This is a genomic window from Marinomonas posidonica, assembly GCF_043643765.1.
GTDB lineage: Bacteria > Pseudomonadota > Gammaproteobacteria > Pseudomonadales > Marinomonadaceae > Marinomonas > Marinomonas posidonica_A.
Genome location: NZ_JBHZSP010000006.1, coordinates 223,353 through 239,434 on the forward strand (window position 1 = coordinate 223,353; position 16,082 = coordinate 239,434).

At 44.0% G+C, this 16,082-nt stretch carries 15 protein-coding genes; 5 read left to right on the plus strand and 10 right to left on the minus strand.

Annotated features, from left to right (window positions below; all coding sequences use genetic code 11):
- Positions 1–99: 99 nt before the first annotated feature.
- The 4 genes from ACHUFM_RS09015 to ACHUFM_RS09030 all read right to left on the minus strand — a co-directional run bounded on the left by ACHUFM_RS09015 (position 100) and on the right by ACHUFM_RS09030 (position 4,191).
- Entirely contained in the window at positions 100–1,272 is a 1,173-nt protein-coding gene (locus ACHUFM_RS09015; protein WP_394181573.1) for a cation:proton antiporter domain-containing protein, read from the minus strand.
- 14 nt (positions 1,273–1,286) lie between these two features.
- Positions 1,287–1,943: a TIGR04211 family SH3 domain-containing protein gene (locus ACHUFM_RS09020; RefSeq protein WP_394181607.1), complete on the minus strand. Its 657-nt coding sequence runs from the start codon at positions 1,941–1,943 to the stop codon at positions 1,287–1,289.
- Between the two features lie 126 nt (positions 1,944–2,069).
- A complete protein-coding gene (locus ACHUFM_RS09025) occupies positions 2,070–2,546 on the minus strand; it encodes a DUF934 domain-containing protein (RefSeq protein WP_394181575.1) in 477 nt (158 codons plus the stop codon).
- Positions 2,530–4,191 (minus strand): nitrite/sulfite reductase, encoded by a 1,662-nt coding sequence (locus tag ACHUFM_RS09030; protein WP_394181609.1) that lies wholly within the window; start codon positions 4,189–4,191, stop codon positions 2,530–2,532. The genes ACHUFM_RS09025 and ACHUFM_RS09030 overlap by 17 nt, the downstream gene beginning before the upstream one ends.
- Before the next feature lie 269 nt (positions 4,192–4,460).
- Between ACHUFM_RS09030 and nfuA the strand changes: the two genes are divergently transcribed.
- Entirely contained in the window at positions 4,461–5,042 is a 582-nt protein-coding gene (gene nfuA / locus ACHUFM_RS09035) for a Fe-S biogenesis protein NfuA (protein ID WP_394181577.1), read from the plus strand.
- A gap of 109 nt (positions 5,043–5,151) precedes the next feature.
- On the opposite strand, the gene ACHUFM_RS09040 is transcribed toward nfuA, so the two are convergent.
- Together ACHUFM_RS09040 and ACHUFM_RS09045 are read right to left on the minus strand one after the other, a co-directional pair.
- Positions 5,152–6,228 (minus strand): 3-deoxy-7-phosphoheptulonate synthase, encoded by a 1,077-nt coding sequence (locus tag ACHUFM_RS09040; RefSeq protein ID WP_394181579.1) that lies wholly within the window; start codon positions 6,226–6,228, stop codon positions 5,152–5,154.
- Positions 6,229–6,335: 107 nt separating this feature from the next.
- Positions 6,336–7,097, minus strand: a complete 762-nt coding sequence (locus ACHUFM_RS09045; RefSeq protein ID WP_394181581.1) for a sulfite exporter TauE/SafE family protein — start codon at positions 7,095–7,097, stop codon at positions 6,336–6,338.
- Between the two features lie 108 nt (positions 7,098–7,205).
- On the opposite strand from ACHUFM_RS09045, the gene cysB reads away from it, so the two are divergent.
- Entirely contained in the window at positions 7,206–8,180 is a 975-nt protein-coding gene (gene cysB, locus ACHUFM_RS09050) for an HTH-type transcriptional regulator CysB (RefSeq protein WP_394181583.1), read from the plus strand.
- 79 nt (positions 8,181–8,259) lie between these two features.
- Here the strand turns inward: cysB and wrbA are convergent, their stop codons facing one another.
- The 4 genes from wrbA to ACHUFM_RS09070 all read right to left on the minus strand — a co-directional run bounded on the left by wrbA (position 8,260) and on the right by ACHUFM_RS09070 (position 11,895).
- Entirely contained in the window at positions 8,260–8,859 is a 600-nt protein-coding gene (wrbA, locus tag ACHUFM_RS09055) for an NAD(P)H:quinone oxidoreductase (protein ID WP_394181611.1), read from the minus strand.
- Complete coding sequence (gene arsC, locus ACHUFM_RS09060; protein ID WP_394181585.1) at positions 8,859–9,200, minus strand: arsenate reductase (glutaredoxin); 342 nt, start codon at positions 9,198–9,200, stop codon at positions 8,859–8,861. Before arsC ends, wrbA begins: the two co-directional genes overlap by 1 nt.
- A 61-nt stretch (positions 9,201–9,261) precedes the next feature.
- On the minus strand, positions 9,262–10,989 hold the full coding sequence (locus tag ACHUFM_RS09065) for a proline--tRNA ligase (RefSeq protein WP_394181587.1): 1,728 nt from the start codon (positions 10,987–10,989) through the stop codon (positions 9,262–9,264).
- 36 nt (positions 10,990–11,025) lie between these two features.
- Positions 11,026–11,895 carry an SMP-30/gluconolactonase/LRE family protein gene (locus tag ACHUFM_RS09070; RefSeq protein ID WP_394181589.1) on the minus strand — a complete coding sequence of 290 codons (870 nt, stop codon included), beginning with the start codon at positions 11,893–11,895 and terminating at the stop codon, positions 11,026–11,028.
- An 84-nt stretch (positions 11,896–11,979) separates the two neighbouring features.
- Between ACHUFM_RS09070 and ACHUFM_RS09075 the strand changes: the two genes are divergently transcribed.
- The 3 genes from ACHUFM_RS09075 to ACHUFM_RS09085 all read left to right on the plus strand — a co-directional run bounded on the left by ACHUFM_RS09075 (position 11,980) and on the right by ACHUFM_RS09085 (position 15,804).
- Complete coding sequence (locus ACHUFM_RS09075) at positions 11,980–12,423, plus strand: HIT domain-containing protein (RefSeq protein WP_394181591.1); 444 nt, start codon at positions 11,980–11,982, stop codon at positions 12,421–12,423.
- Between the two features lie 61 nt (positions 12,424–12,484).
- Positions 12,485–14,143, plus strand: a complete 1,659-nt coding sequence (locus ACHUFM_RS09080) for a DUF2786 domain-containing protein (RefSeq protein WP_394181593.1) — start codon at positions 12,485–12,487, stop codon at positions 14,141–14,143.
- 143 nt (positions 14,144–14,286) lie between these two features.
- Positions 14,287–15,804 (plus strand): fumarate hydratase, encoded by a 1,518-nt coding sequence (locus ACHUFM_RS09085; RefSeq protein ID WP_394181595.1) that lies wholly within the window; start codon positions 14,287–14,289, stop codon positions 15,802–15,804.
- Positions 15,805–16,082 lie beyond the last annotated feature (278 nt).

A 16,082-nucleotide genomic window follows, 5' to 3' on the forward strand; every position in this document is an offset into this window, starting at 1 on the left:
TCTATTATATTTTGTGTGACTAAAGAAAGGGTTAGATTGAAGCAATTGATAATTGTTGGTTTCGTTTTTCTTTAGCCTAACAAAATGGCGCATTCGGGGTTAATCTCTTCTAAGTTTGTCGGAGATGGCAATGGGGGTTGGGTAATTGAGAATCACAACATAGGTTGAGAAAGCAAAGCTCAAAATTGCAGTCGCCTGAATAACATGAGAGGCCTCTTGTCCGAGCAGGCCAATGTTAGCGGCTAAATAAGCAATTAATAGCGAAAACTCACTCACTTGCCCAAGACGAAAACCGGCTTCCCAAGCTGTGTTTGAGTCTTCTTTCATACCTTTTAAAAGATAACGAAAGATGACGGGTTTAATGAGCATGGCGCCAATGGCTAAAATCAAAGCCGGTACGATAACGGCCCCTAGTAAGTCTAAATTGAAGCTGGCACCAATGGAGAAAAAGAAAAGTATTAAAAAGAAATCCCGTAAGGGTTTTAGATGGGTTGCTATGTATTGTGAAATAGGGCTTGTGGCTAAGCTCACGCCTGCAATGAATGCCCCCATCTCAGCAGACAGTCCTGCCGTCTCGGCGAGTACTGCCATGGATAAACACCAGCCGATGGACACGAGAAAAATGTATTCGTGAAAGCGATCAAATCGAGTGATCAATTTTAATAAAACGTATTTAACGAATAAAAAAGACGCGCAGATTAAAATGGGCAAAGCAAAGAGAGGTTTCAAGTAGTTCATCACGCCGGCACTGTCATTGCCAGACATGCTATATAAGACGAGTAATACCGCAATCGCAATTAGGTCCTGAAGCAGTAATAAGCCGACAACCAGTTCACCTGTATGTTTGTGGTGTAATACGGTCGTGGGCAACAGTTTGATGCAGACTATGGTGCTAGAGAACATCATAGCCACACCAATAATAAGGCTTTCGGTCTGGGTGTAGCCGCACAGGAAGGAAACCAGATAACCAAGCGCTGCGAATATGGCGGAACTTAAAAGTGCCACCCAGGATGCTTTCTTTAGCATATTAATAAGGTGGCTAGGTTGCATATCCAGCCCTAGTAAGAAAAGCAGAAAAATGATGCCAATATGGCTCATTTCATCCATTAGTTTGGGTTCATTAATTAAAGATAGGGCAGAAGGCCCTAGTAGAATGCCGAGGGCAATGTAGGCAATGATCATGGGTTGACGGGTGTACAGTGCGACTGAAGCAACGACTGCCGCTCCAGAAAAAATCAGAAAAAAGGAGTGAACAATCGAAACGTCAGCCATTTATGTATGCTCTCTTACCAGTTGCCGGTGCCTGCTTTTTTTCGTCTTAACAAGGGGAGAAGGGTACCAAGTAATAACCCTCCGAACAGTGTGGCAGCCCCTATCATGAACCACTTTTGTTGGTGGCTATTTTGCAATTGCTGACTGGTTTGCTCGGCAATATTAGCTTGTTGCTTTAGGCTTTCTATCTGATACGTAACCGTGTCGTTTTGCGATACGATGATTTCTGCTTTTTCTGCAATAGAATGAACATCTTCTAATTGTGCTTTTAACGCTTGGTTTTCTTGTTGCAGTTCGGTTTGGGTGTTGAGTAATGCTTGGGCTTCTGCTTGGCTCTCTTTTAGCTCATTGTTGATGTTGTTTCGACGTTGAATGGCGGTGGTGAGGCGTTTTTGCAATTCCTCTAGTTGATCACGGGTGACCATATCGTCGGATAGATAATAATCGGCTACCCAGCCTTCCGCTCCATTCGGTGTGCGTACTTTACTGTAGCCATTGGATTGCTCTAACACCTCCAATGGCGTGCCGCTTTTGATGCCTCGCTCGACAGCTCTGGTGCTATTGTCTTGTCCTTCTCGAATAGCCACAAACTGAATGTCGGAAACATATACCGTCACCGCAGAAGCGGAAGCGGATAGAACACTGCCTACCAATAGGCTGATTAGGTGCATCTTTGTCACGTGTTATTCCTTTCACAATGAATCGATCTTTTACAACGATAATCATGACTTAGGCAAGACGCAATAGAAAAAGGCCATCGAAATGGCCTTTTATGTGACAAATAGTTAATGTGAGAGTTAGCGGCGTAAAAATATCGGTCTAGGATCTGCCACATCACCTTGGTAAGCGACTGAAAAAGGCTTATGCAGTAACAAGGCTTTTTCCAGATCCACTTCTTCGGCGAATTGAAAACTGTTGAAGCCGACACGCAATAAATAGCCTAATTGATCCGGAATGAAACCGCCCAGAGCACGTACTTCGCCTTGATAATTAAAACGTTCTCTTAACAGTCGTGCATAGCTGAATCCGCGACCATCAGCAAAAGCAGGAAAGTGGATCCCGATGACATCAAATTGGTTGAGGTCAATGCCTTCTAAGATTTCAGTGCCATCACCAGCTTCCAGCCAGATGCCCGCTACTTTACCAATTGAATCTTTCTCTGCTAGCCAGCGTTGAGCCGCCACTATGCTGTTTTCATTAGCAGTGGTTTCTGCGTCTTGTTGCCATTCGTACTGATTGTCGACAATGGCGCCATCTTTAATTAGTTTTGGCATAAGCGGCCTCCTTAAATGCAGCAATACCGATACGGCGGAAAGTGTCAATAAAACGTTCCTCAGCTGAGCGATTATCGACATAGACTTGCATCAGTTTTTGAATGACGCTGCTGATTTCTTCTTGTGCAAAAGAAGGGCCTAAGATTTTACCAATGCTGGCGTCGTGACCAGAAGCACCGCCAATAGAGACTTGATAAAACTCTTCGCCTTTCTTATCAACGCCTAGGATGCCGATGTTACCTACATGGTGGTGTCCACAGGCATTCATGCAGCCTGAAATGTTTAGATCGATATTGCCTAGGTCATACAGGTAGTCTAGATCACTGAAGGTGTCTTGAATTTGTGCTGCGATAGGAATGGACTTGGCATTAGCCAAAGCACAGAAGTCACCGCCTGGACAGCAAATCATATCAGTGAGTAAGCCAAGTGTTGGTGTTGCAAAGCCTGCTTCTTTTGCGGCTTCCCAAAGTTCAATCAATTGGTCTTGACGAACATCCGCTAGGACCAAGTTTTGTTCATGGCTGACACGCAATTCACCGAAACTGAAGCGATCCGCAAGATCGGCGGCTTTTTCCATTTGCTCTGATGTTGCGTCGCCTGGTGCTTGTCCTGCTTTTTTCAGAGTGAGGGTAACGATGCGGTAACCGGCTTGTTTATGTTCGAAGGTATTGCGCTCATACCAACGTGCAAAGCCAGCACTTTCTGCAAGCTTACTGCTTAGTTTAGCGGGTTGGTCGCTCAATGTTTGGTAAGCCGGTGCTGTGAAGAAAGACGCTAAACGCTCAAATTCGCTCATTGGCACGGTACTTTCTTTACCGCGAAGGTGCGCCCATTCCGCATCAACGCGGCGGCGAAATTCTTCGATGCCTAGTGCCTTTACTAAGATCTTGATACGGGCTTTGTATTTGTTGTCACGGCGACCTTGCTGATTGTAGACACGGATAATGGCGTCAAGATACGTCAATAGATCTTCACGAGGAACAAATTCACTGATGGTAACGCCAACCATTGGAGTACGACCTAAGCCACCACCAACAATGACTTTGAAGCCAATTTCGCCTGCGTCATTCTTTTTAATATGCAAACCAATGTCGTGTACTTGAGTGGCTGCACGGTCAGCGGACTCAGTGGCATTGACGGCAATTTTAAATTTGCGCGGTAAGAACGCAAATTCAGGGTGGAAAGTAGACCACTGACGAATCAGCTCGCAATATGGGCGAGGATCAACCACTTCATCCGAGATGACGCCAGCATACTGATCTGTGGTGGTGTTACGGATACAGTTACCACTGGTTTGTACCGCGTGCATTTGTACTTCAGCCAACTCAGCTAGAATGTCTGGAACATCTTCTAGTTTCGGCCAGTTTAACTGTAGGTTCTGGCGGGTACTAAAGTGACCATAAGCTCGGTCATAACGACGACTGATGTCAGCCAGTTTACGAAGCTGAACACTAGACAGCATACCGTATGGGATGGCAATACGTAGCATCGGCGCATAGCGCTGCACATATAAACCATTTTGTAAGCGCAATGGCAGGAATTCCTGCTCGCTTAGTTCTTTGTTTAGATAGCGACGAGTTTGGTCGCGAAACTGGGCAACACGCTCTTCAACAAGCTGTTGGTCAATGGCGTCGTATTGATACATATTGAATTGAACCGTGATTAATAAAATTAAGTAAGCGAATACTAGCAAAAACTCTTTATTCTAAAAATGAATATTTATCTATATCTTTAGGGGTTTTCCTAATAAGGCTTATTCGCATATTTTTGTTGGGAAAGGCTCTTAAATGCTGTTGATAAACACTCTCAATAAAAAGAGGAAAAATACCTTAGTTTTTTACTGGGTCTTTGGTTTTATCCTTTAACTGAGTTAATATAAGTCTTATTAATCGTTACCTAGATTTAAGGTTGTATATGAACATTACTATTACCGATGCCGCTCAAGAATACCTTGCTTCTTTATTAGAAAAACAGGGGATTGAAGGTATGGCTGTGCGTATTTTTATCCAACAACCGGGTACGCCATACGCAGAAACGTGCTTGGCTTATTGTCGCCCTGATGAAGTTAATGAAACAGATGAAATTCTGAATTTGCCAAAATTAAAAGTTTATATTGAGAAAAATTCAGTTAACTTTTTAGATGAGGCATTCGTGGATTATGCCACTGAAAAAATGGGTGGTCAGCTGACTATTAAGGCGCCTAACGCGAAAATGCCAAAAGTCACAGAAGACAGTCCAATTGAAGATCAGATTAACTATGTGCTGTATTCTGAAATTAACCCAGGCTTGGCCGCTCATGGTGGCGAAGTTAGTTTAGTTGAAGTGATTAATGGTGACGTGGCTGTATTGAAATTTGGAGGTGGCTGTCAAGGTTGTAGTGCAGTCGACTTGACCTTAAAAGAAGGTGTTGAGAAAACATTAATTGAAAAAGTTGCGGGCTTAACTGCGGTAAAAGACTCTACCGATCATACTGTGACAGACAACGCCTTTATGTAATGTCTTATACTTTTATTTAAACGTTACTAAAAGCGAAAAGACATTCAGGATAATAAAAACGCGAACCTAGGTTCGCGTTTTTTGTTTCAAGTCACTAACGCCAAAAAAATTAGCCGCGTTGGCGTTTTGGTAATGTGCTGCGAAGTTCATCTGCCATTTGAGTTAAGGCTTTTTCTGTGGCTTCCCAGTCAATACAAGCATCGGTAATTGAAACGCCATATTCTAGATCGCTAAGATTGGCAGGGACTTTTTGATTGCCCCAGCCGATATTACTCTCGATCATTAAGCCCATAATGGATTGATTGCCCGCTAGAATTTGCTGAGTTGAGTCTTCCATTACGGTTATTTGGCGTTCTGGTTGTTTGTTCGAGTTTTCGTGTGAACAATCCACCATGATGTTGTGTTTTAGGTTGGCTTTCGTTAACGCGGCTTCGCTCAACGCAACGTTGGCGGCATCATAGTTTGGTTTGCCATTGCCACCACGTAGTACCAAGTGTCCGTATGCATTGCCTTTTGTGTTAACGATGCTGACTTTGCCGTTTTCATTGATACCAAGGAATGAATGGCCATGAGAAACGGATTGCATGGCATTTACGGCGACGGTCATGCTGCCATCGGTACCATTTTTAAAGCCAACTGGGCCAGATAAACCGGAGGCCATTTCACGGTGAGTTTGTGATTCAGTTGTACGTGCGCCAATGGCGGACCAACTAATAAGGTCTTGAATGTACTGAGGTGAAATGGGGTCAAGTGCTTCCGTCGCGAGTGGTAGACCCAGTTCCGCAAGATCAATCAGTAATTTACGACCAATGCGGATGCCTTTGTCGATGTCAAACGTGCCGTCTAGATTTGGATCGTTGATTAAGCCTTTCCAGCCTACCGTCGTACGAGGTTTTTCAAAATAAGCGCGCATGATGATGTATAGCGTGTCGTCTAATTTTTCTGACAGCAATTTCAAGCGCTTCGCATAGTCCAAAGCGGCTTCTGGGTCATGGATGGAGCATGGGCCAATCACGATCGCTAGGCGATGATCTTTGCCGTCCATGATGTTTTTGATCGTGTCACGAGATTCGGCAACGTGATTGCTGACAATGTCGCTGACTGGGAGTGCTTGTTTTAGTTCACTTGGGGTTACCAAGGAGTCAAAAGAAGCGATGTTTAGGTCTTCAAGACGCTTGTTACTCATTGCGGGGGATTCCTGCTTGCTGCTTTTTTAGTTATGGCGGTCAACCATATCCTTTTTTTTAAATCGAATGAACCTTTGAAGGCGATTTTTCTTTATTTGTAAGCCTTTTAGAAGAAAAGGTATTTAACTCCAAACGAAAGTAGGGCGGTTGCTAAGATAGGCTGTAGTATTTTATTAGGAACATGGGACGCAATGCGTGTGCCTATATAAATGCTAGGAATTGAACCGATTAATAACGCGGCTAATAGTGCGTAGTCTACATTGCCTAAGAAAATGTGCCCTGTACCAGCGATAAGTGTTAATGGAACGGCATGAGCGAGATCGGTGCCAACAATATTTTTGGCGCGCATTAATGGGAAAAGGAGCATCATAATGGCTGTGCCTAATGCGCCAGCGCCGACCGAAGTGAGTGTTACTAAAACGCCCAGAATAAAGCCGCAAACCATAATGATTCTGCGGCTTTTTTGTTCTGTAAAATTCAGCTTTAGGGATTGAATAAGCTTGTTTCGGAAAAGTACAACAATGGCGGTCAGTGTGAGCATCAAGCCTAAGCTTGTGGTGAGAATTTCTTGGTAATGATCTGGTTTGTCAAATTGTGATAACAACCAAATGGTTAAAATTGAAGCGGGGACACTGCCTGATGCCATGGCAAAGACAATGCTCCAATTTACATTGCCACGTTTGGCGTGCATCACAACGCCGGTGCTTTTGGCAATGCCGGCATACATCAGATCGGTTCCAACTGCGATGTGTGGTGGAAAACCAAAAAGCAGCAGTAGTGGCGTCATTAATGAACCGCCACCAACCCCTGTGATGCCGACGGCTAAGCCAACGGCTGCACCCGCAAAAATATACCAAATAAAATCCATCGAATTGCCGTAAATAAATGATTTGAGCTGGCAACCTTAGAGCTTTTTTACTATTCTATAAAGTAATATTTTCTTATGTTTTTAACTCTTTTTAGAATAAGGTAGTCGATGAAGTTACAGCAGCTTAGATATATATGGGAAGTAGCGCGTCATGACTTGAATGTGTCGGCTACTGCGCAAAGCCTTTATACCTCTCAACCCGGTGTGAGTAAGCAAATTCGTTTATTGGAAGATGAGTTGGGTGTTGAGGTGTTTGCAAGAAGTGGCAAGCACTTAACGCACATCACGCCTGCCGGTGAAAAAATTATTGCTTTGGCAGGTGAAGTGCTTAATCAGACACAGAATATTAAACGTGTCGCGAGTGAATTTAGTGACGAGCGCAAAGGTTCATTAGACATAGCAACGACACACACTCAGGCAAGATACGCATTGCCAAAGGTTATTAATCAATTTATCGAAGGTTACCCGGAAGTCAGTCTGCATATGCATCAGGGGACACCCATGCAAATCGCAGAAATGGCCAATGATGGTGTGGTGGACTTTGCGATTGCGACAGAAGCATTGGAATTGTTCGGTAATTTGGTGATGTTGCCTTGTTACACTTGGAATCGTTCTGTCGTTGTGCCAAAAAATCACCCTTTGGCCGGCATTGGTGAATTGACTCTAGAAGCTCTCGCGGCCTATCCCATTGTGACTTATGTGTTTGGTTTTACGGGGCGATCTCAGTTAGATGAGGCTTTCCAGAAAGCTGAGTTAGAGCCAAATGTCGTCTTTACTGCGGCGGATTCGGATGTCATTAAAACTTATGTGCGTCTCGGTTTAGGTGTCGGTATTGTTGCGTCCATGGCTTATGATGAGTCATTGGATTCAGATTTAGTTGCGCTTGATGCATCGCACTTATTTGCGGATAGCTGTACTAAAATCGGTATACGAAGCAATACATTTATTCGTGGCTATATGTACAAATTTATCGAGTCTTTCGCACCGCATTTGACCAAAGACTTAGTTGTGGCAGCTATGGAAGCGCCTAATCGCCAAGAAGTCGAACAATTATTTGAAGGCATTGAACTGCCTCGTCATTAGCGAATCTTGTATAAAAAAGCGCCTCCATGAAAATAAACGGCGCTTTTTTATGGCTATTGCTGAATTATGCTGGGTTCTTTTAGGTAAGCTTAAGTGCCATGAGGGCAATTCGCTCACCCTGAGCCTCACACAGTTTCTTTTCTTCTGCAGTCAGGGTGTTTTCCTGTGTGCTGCTGGCTAAGTGGCTTGCGCCATAGGGAGTGCCGCCGCTGGTGGTGCTGATCAATTCTTTATTTTTGTAAGGAAGTCCAAGCCAAATCATACCGTGATGAATAAGTGGCGTCATCATGCTGTGTAGGCATTGCTCTTGGCCGCCATGCATTGTGCTGGCGCTGGTAAAACCGCAAGCGGGTTTGTCGATCAGTTGACCTGTCATCCACAAGGTCGAAGTTTGATCTATAAAGTGCTTGAGAGGGGCGGCCATGCTACCAAAGTAAGACGGTGAGCCCATTGCTAGGCCAGCACATCCACTCAGTTCTTCTAAGGTGCAGTAAGGTGCGCCTTCATCTGGAAGGGCTGGCTCGGTTGATTCCGTATTACTCGAGACATTTGGCACCTGGCGTATTTTAGCTTCCACTCCAGTGACTTTATTGACGCCACGAGCAATATGCTTAGCCATCTCGGCAATGGAGCCATGTCGGCTATAGAAGAGTATTAAGATGTAAGGCGATGAAGTTATCAAAATAAATCCAATACATTTTCTGGTGGCCTGCCCAGCTTAGCTTTGTTGTTGTGAACAACGATAGGGCGTTCAATTAGACTTGGATTATTAAGCATGGCTTGAATGCGCTCTTCGTCTGAACTGTCTTTGTTTAAGCCAAGTTCTTTGTAGATCGTCTCTTTAGTGCGCATAAGTTCAATGGGGTGGATGTCTAATTGCGCAATAAGCTGTTCAAGTTCGCTCTTGTTGAGAGGCTCTTTTTGATAAAGACGAATGTCAGGCTGAATGCCGTTTTCCTCCAACAGCGCCAACGTTTGTCGTGATTTAGAGCAGCGTGGATTGTGGTAAATTATCGTCATAGTTAAGTCGCTTAATCTGCTTTAAAGAAAAACGCCACTCAAAAGAATGGCGTTTGGTTTGTTACTTCTTTGTGGACAGTATGAAGTCACATGCTTGACCGATGGCAATGTCTTGGTTTTCGCCTTGAATACGATTCTTGTATTCAAAGGTATTATTTGCCAAACCTTTGTCACCAATCACAAAACGATGCGGAATGCCAAGTAGTTCACAATCTGCAAATTTAACACCTGGGCGTTCTTTGCGATCATCCAGTAGCACGTCCAGACCTTTTGCTGTCAATTCTTGGTAGAGTGTTTCGCAAGCTTTACGAACGGCTTCAGATTTGTCGTAATTCATTGCCACAATGGCAACATCAAACGGTGCGATGCTCTCTGGCCATAAAATGCCTTTGTCATCGAAGTTTTGTTCGATAGCGGCAGCAACAATGCGAGAAACGCCGATGCCGTAACAGCCCATGTGCATGATTTGTGCTTTGCCGTTTTCATCAAGAACGCTGGCGTTCAGGGCTTGAGCATATTGTTGGCCAAGTTGGAAAATATGACCTACTTCGATGCCACGTTTGATTACAATAGTGCCTTGACCGTCTGGAGAAGGATCGCCTTCTACAACGTTACGCAAATCAGCGACTTCAAACTCGGGGCAGTCACGTTCCCAGTTGATGCCGGTAAAGTGGTAATCGTCTTTGTTAGCGCCCGCGCAGAAGTCTGACATTATGGCCGCTGAGCGATCAGCGATAATGCGAATGCCTTTTTCTTTTAGACCTTTTGGACCGATGGAGCCTGGCGCGCAACCAATTTTATGAATGATGTCACTTTCGCTAGCAAACTCAAATGGTGAAACAATACCATCCAGCTTTTCAACTTTTAATTCATTGATGTTGTGATCACCACGCAGAACAAGAGCCACTATGGTTTCTTGTTCGTTTTCGTCAGTACCTTTAACGAGCATGGTTTTGACCGTTTCCGTGACCTCTAATTTTAAGAATTCAGCGACTTTTTGAATTGTTTTACAATCCGGGGTGAAAACTTCTGTTAATTCTTGAGTGGCTGGGTCGGCTTTTTCTTTTAGGCAAATGGCTTCTGCTAGTTCCACGTTGGCTGCGAAGTTTGAACTATCGCTGAAGGCAATGTCGTCTTCACCGGAATCCGCTAATACATGAAACTCATGAGAATAGGCGCCACCAATGCTACCGGTGTCGGCGAGGACTGGACGATAATCCAAGCCAATGCGGTCAAACACATTGCAGTATGCTTGGTGCATTACATCATAGGTTTCTTGTAGTGAGTCTGGGCTAACGTGGAAAGAATAAGCATCTTTCATGCTGAATTCACGTGAGCGCATGACGCCAAAGCGTGGGCGAACTTCGTCTCGAAATTTAGTTTGAATTTGGAAGAAGCTAACAGGCAGTTGCTTGTAACTGGTTAGTTCATTGCGTGCTAATTCCGTAATAACCTCTTCATGAGTAGGGCCAACACAATAGTCGCGATCATGGCGATCTTTTAAACGCAGTAATTCAGGGCCGTATTTTTGCCAGCGGCCAGATTCTTGCCATAGCTCTGCAGGTTGCACGCCGGGCATGATGACCTCAAGGGCACCGGCTTTTTGCATTTCGTCACGGACAATGCTTTCTACTTTGCGAAATACTTTTACGCCAGTAGGGAGCCAAGTATAAAGTCCTTTGGATATCTGGCGAATCATACCAGCTCGCACCATCAGTTGGTGGCTTGTTACAACCGCATCGGTTGGGGCATCACGTAATGTGGAAAATAAATAATTGCTAGCGCGCATAGTAATATAAGTTCTTTAAATTAATTTGAGTGACGGTTAGCCTGCAAAGCGAGGTTCAACCTGTCCTGTTACGGATGTTTCTAGTGCAAAAATACCGCCAGCGTGCGGGAATGTTTGCAGCTCTTCTTCTGTTTGTGCAGCGCGACACGTGCTGACATACAAGGTGTTCATGTTTGGCCCGCCAAAGGCTACCATAGTCGGATAAGTCGCTGGCACTGGGTATTCTTCTAGGATGTCACCTGCTGGACTTATTTTAACAACTCTTTGGCCTTGATATAAGGCCGACCAATAGTTTCCGTCCGTATCAACTGCCGCGCCATCTGGTCGTCCGTTGCCATGAGGGAAGCGGATGAACTCACGTTTATTGGTCGCTTCACCAGTCTCTACATCATAATCAAACTGATATACCACATGATTAGGGGTGTCGGAGTAGTACATGATGCTTTGATCAGGGGAAAAAGCTAAGCCGTTTGATGTCCAAGCGGCTTGATCCAGTACTTTCTGTTGACCTTGACTAAATTGGTGAAGTGCGCCTTTAAAAGCATCTTTTGGAGAATACATGGTGCCAGCAAGGAAACGGCCTTTTGCATCGCAGCGGCCATCATTAAAGCGGGTGGTTTGCTGGTCGTAATCGGCTTTCCAATAAGGCTTTAGTTCGGCATTTAGATGGTCGAATGTGTAAACTCCAGAGCGGAAGGCGGCAATGAATCCACCGTTCTCAGCTAAAGAGAAGCAACCAATTTCTTCATCAAATTTACGATTGCTTAGGGTTTTCGATTGTGTGTCGTAGGCGTATAGTACAAAAGAGTCTATGTCGACAAAATACAAGGTTTGTGTACGTTCATCCCAACGTGGGCATTCTGCTAATTTTGCTTGTGCGTCCACAGCACATTGCATATCCGTCATGGAAGCTCCGAGTCACTGAGTGTTTTTGAAATAGGGTGCTATAGTGCTTATGAATGAGTTTTTTGTAAATAGGAATGTGTGAAGATGTTTCAGTTAGATCCCGTGTTGTGCCGTGATTCCATCTTGGTGGGTAACTTGCCTTTGTGTGAATTGCGTTTGATAAATGATGCTCAATTTCCCTGGTTTATTTTGGTTCCTCGGCGCAACAATATTACTGAAATCTATCAGTTGGTTGATGAGGATAGACAGCAATTGATGGCAGAAAGTTGCCTGCTGGCGGAAACCCTGCATGATGCTTTTACCGCAACTAAGCTAAATGTTGCCGCTTTGGGGAATCAGGTTCCACAATTACATATCCATCATATTGTTCGTTACGATACGGACTCTTGCTGGCCTGGCCCTATTTGGGGGAAATTCCCTGCTGTTCCGTATGATAAGGAAAAGTTGGCTGAAGTTTTGCAAAAGGTTCAAGTATTGTTAAGTGATGATTTGCAATTGCCTAGTGATGAAGCGGATTTGTATTATTAGGTTGTTGGTTTGTATTCATTATTGTCTTTAATTTGACTAAGCCCATTTGGAAGCCTGTTTTATGAGCACACGCAGAAGAAAAAAGGCCATTCAGAAAGTTGTTAAACTACTTAATCTCGCGACATCAAGCAATTTGAGTGAGTCTAATTTGGCCTTGCGCCATGCTGAGTCTTTAATTCGGCAATACAGCATCGCGCAGCGAGAATTGCCGATGTTGCAGCTGTGTGATCGTTCCATGCTTTATAAAGTAAGCTGGGGTAATAGCGCGCCAAGATTTGTAAAGGAACCTGCTCCGAAAAATGTGCAATCTGATTCGGTGTATCAGCGCCGTTTTAGCGAAAAGTCTACAGTAGATCCTAATCGTGCTTATGAGTCAGTTAGAACAATTTTAGATGATATGGAAGAAGATGTGAGCAGTGACGCTAATCATCATTTCAATTCAAAAGAAAGCGATCAGGAAACTTTCAGACCTGATTCTCAGGTCGAGACCTTTGATGATACGGTTTCAGATATCGATACTTATATGTTAGATGATCAGGATATGGATAATATGGCCGCTGAAAATCTTGTTGATGATGTTGAAAATGCCAGCAATCAAGAGGAAGAGGAGGTAGTGTCCTCTACCAATGCATTTAATGACAATGTGATTGATGCTGCGCAGGCATTTCGTCCTGCTCATACTGACTTTGGGGAAGCGCTTAAAACCCAATATTCCACCAGTGATCCAAGTGTGCCGTTTTCAGAGGATGAGTATTGGTCTGGTGTATACGAAAAATTAGCCGACTTTGATGAGGCAAAAGTTCAGTCTGATATCGAAGATCTGGGTACTCAATTGACTTTGGCTCAAGAAAATCTTCAGTTAAAGAAGAAAAAGCGTTACGAGCATGAGCAGGAAGAGGTGCTTGAGCGTGCTGAAAGAGCCAGAATTGAGCAGAGCTTTGAAGAAGCAATTGAGCGTGCTTTTCAAGCGAGAGCCAAATCTTATGAGGCCTGGGAAGCGAGTTGTAATAATATTCGCATGGACCGCTTAAGGGATGAGCAAGAGGCCATTCAGGGCTATGAGTCAGTAAGTAAGGCGCTAGAGCAGAATAAAGATGCTTTTCAGCAACACTTGCAGAGAAAAGAAGATTATCGAGCTGCTAAAATTATGCATGAATTGCGTCGGCAGCTCATGTTGTCAGTCTCGACAGGAAGTGAGGCGAGTACGTCTTACAATAGAGTGATTGAAATCATGGAAGAAAACAGCTTGTCCTTAAAGGATCTTGAGTTTTCTGACATCAAGAATAAGAGTTTATTTATTCGTTTGCTAGAACGGGAGTCGGCACTCATTCCTGATGTTCAGGAGCGTGAAGGTTATACCGAAGAGATGCTGGATAAGTTCTTAACTTCAAACTATAGCAAGAAAGAAACGAAAAGATCCGAGAATCCTGTTCAGCAAATTCAAAGGTTATTGGTTGCTGCGAGTGAAGGTGGGCAGTTTGAGGCGCAGAAGAGCTTAGAGCAGGTGCTTTATTTAATGGAGTCAAATGATATTGGTGTTCGAGATATCGGTTATCAATATATCAAAAAATATTCTGTGTTTATTCGTTTGATTAATTGGGAGGCTGAGCAGATTGTATCTTTGCCTGAGCGTGAAAAATTTACCGCAAAAATCTTAGAAGAGTATATTCAGCACTCTGTGCAGAAGCCCAACTCAACCAAAGAGCACAAAATTAATTAGTTTCCTTCCTGAATATACCCCTTATTCATGTCAATAATAAGGGGTATATCTTTTCAAAATCCCTCATAAAGCTTTCTTTGCGGCCCCGCATCTTTTACCATTTCGATCTTTGATTCATTCATAATACTCAGCAGGAGAGAAGCATGAGCATTATTAAAGAAGATGATTTGATTGATAGCGTTGCTGACGCGCTGCAATTTATCTCTTACTACCATCCGCTGGATTTTGTTAATGCGGTTCATGAGGCTTACGAACGCGAAGAGAGTCAGGCGGCGAAAGACGCCATGGCACAGATTCTAATTAACTCTCGTATGTGTGCGGAAGGTAAGCGTCCTATTTGTCAGGATACGGGCATCGTTACCGTGTTTGTTAAAGTCGGCATGAACGTGCAGTGGGAATGCACGAAAAGTGTCGCTGACATGATTAACGAGGGTGTACGTCGCGCTTACCTTCATCCAGATAATGTTCTTCGTGCTTCCATTCTTGATGACCCTGCTGGTGCACGCAAAAACACCAAAGATAACACCCCTGCTGTTATTCATATGGAAGTGGTTCCAGGTGATACCGTTGAAGTTCATGTGGCAGCTAAAGGTGGTGGTTCGGAAAATAAATCCAAGTTGGCCATGTTGAACCCTTCAGATGACATTGTTGAATGGGTTAAGAAAACTGTTCCAACTATGGGGGCTGGCTGGTGCCCGCCAGGTATGTTGGGTATAGGCATCGGTGGTACAGCAGAAAAAGCCATGGTAATGGCAAAAGAATCTCTGATGGAGCCAATCGATATTCATGAGCTAAAAGCACGCGGTCCGCAAAACCGCGTAGAAGAGTTGCGTTTAGCCATCTTTGAAGAAGTCAATAATTTAGGTATCGGTGCGCAAGGTCTGGGCGGTTTAACGACGGTGTTAGACGTTAAAATCATGGATTACCCAACGCATGCCGCCTCTTTGCCTGTTGCTATGATTCCTAACTGTGCCGCGACTCGTCATGCGCACTTTGTGTTAGATGGTTCTGGTCCTGCGGATTTGGTGCCACCATCTTTAGATGATTGGCCAGAAATTACATGGGAAGTGGGTGACAGTGTTCGCCGAGTGGATCTTAACGAAATCACACCGGAGCAAGTCAAAGAGTGGCAACCTGGTGAGACTGTTTTGCTTAATGGCAAGATGCTAACAGGTCGAGATGCCGCTCATAAGAAAATGGTAGAAATGATCGCCAATGGCGAAGAGCTGCCAGTGGATCTAAAAGGTCGCTTTATTTATTACGTTGGTCCTGTGGATCCTGTAAGAGATGAAGCGGTTGGTCCAGCAGGTCCAACAACAGCGACTCGGATGGATAAATTTACTCGTACAATCTTAGATGAAACGGGTCTACTTGGTATGATAGGTAAATCTGAACGTGGCCCGATTGCAATTGAAGCAATTAAAGAATTCGGCGCGGTTTATCTGATGGCTGTTGGCGGCGCTGCGTACTTGGTTTCTAAAGCTATCAAAAAAGCAGATGTGATTGCCTTCCCTGAATTAGGGATGGAAGCCATTTATGAATTTGATGTCGTGGATATGCCTGTCACGGTTGCCGTTGATTCTCAAGGTACGTCGGTACACATTACTGGCCCTGCAGAGTGGAAGTCTAAGATCGAAGCTCAAGCGATTGAGATTAAATAAAAACGCTTTATTTAATAATCCATTTGGCTAACTCATTGAAATGCCGTTAATTAAGAAATTAACGGTATTTTTATTGAAAAAACGCTTGCATCTCGAATAGAAAGTCGTAATATACACGACCTCGCCACAATGTAGTGGCAACGCTCTTTAAAATAGATAATCAGATAATTTGTGTGGGCGCTCGCTGGGGCTTCAAAAAAGAAATTGAAGTCTTACGAGAGTCAAACACGTCAATTCGCTTTATTAAGTAAAATTGTGAGTGTTTCGAATTTGAGTGA

Coding starts and splice junctions, on each gene's coding strand:
- ACHUFM_RS09040 (WP_394181579.1), bottom strand. CDS start 6,228: ATGAGTAACAAGCGTCTTGAAGACCTAAACATCGCTTCTTTTGACTCC.
- ACHUFM_RS09030 (WP_394181609.1), bottom strand. CDS start 4,191: ATGTATCAATACGACGCCATTGACCAACAGCTTGTTGAAGAGCGTGTT.
- ACHUFM_RS09025 (WP_394181575.1), bottom strand. CDS start 2,546: ATGCCAAAACTAATTAAAGATGGCGCCATTGTCGACAATCAGTACGAA.
- cysB (WP_394181583.1), top strand. CDS start 7,206: ATGAAGTTACAGCAGCTTAGATATATATGGGAAGTAGCGCGTCATGAC.
- nfuA (WP_394181577.1), top strand. CDS start 4,461: ATGAACATTACTATTACCGATGCCGCTCAAGAATACCTTGCTTCTTTA.
- ACHUFM_RS09080 (WP_394181593.1), top strand. CDS start 12,485: ATGAGCACACGCAGAAGAAAAAAGGCCATTCAGAAAGTTGTTAAACTA.
- ACHUFM_RS09015 (WP_394181573.1), bottom strand. CDS start 1,272: ATGGCTGACGTTTCGATTGTTCACTCCTTTTTTCTGATTTTTTCTGGA.
- ACHUFM_RS09075 (WP_394181591.1), top strand. CDS start 11,980: ATGTTTCAGTTAGATCCCGTGTTGTGCCGTGATTCCATCTTGGTGGGT.
- ACHUFM_RS09070 (WP_394181589.1), bottom strand. CDS start 11,895: ATGACGGATATGCAATGTGCTGTGGACGCACAAGCAAAATTAGCAGAA.
- ACHUFM_RS09065 (WP_394181587.1), bottom strand. CDS start 10,989: ATGCGCGCTAGCAATTATTTATTTTCCACATTACGTGATGCCCCAACC.
- ACHUFM_RS09085 (WP_394181595.1), top strand. CDS start 14,287: ATGAGCATTATTAAAGAAGATGATTTGATTGATAGCGTTGCTGACGCG.
- arsC (WP_394181585.1), bottom strand. CDS start 9,200: ATGACGATAATTTACCACAATCCACGCTGCTCTAAATCACGACAAACG.
- ACHUFM_RS09020 (WP_394181607.1), bottom strand. CDS start 1,943: ATGCACCTAATCAGCCTATTGGTAGGCAGTGTTCTATCCGCTTCCGCT.
- ACHUFM_RS09045 (WP_394181581.1), bottom strand. CDS start 7,097: ATGGATTTTATTTGGTATATTTTTGCGGGTGCAGCCGTTGGCTTAGCC.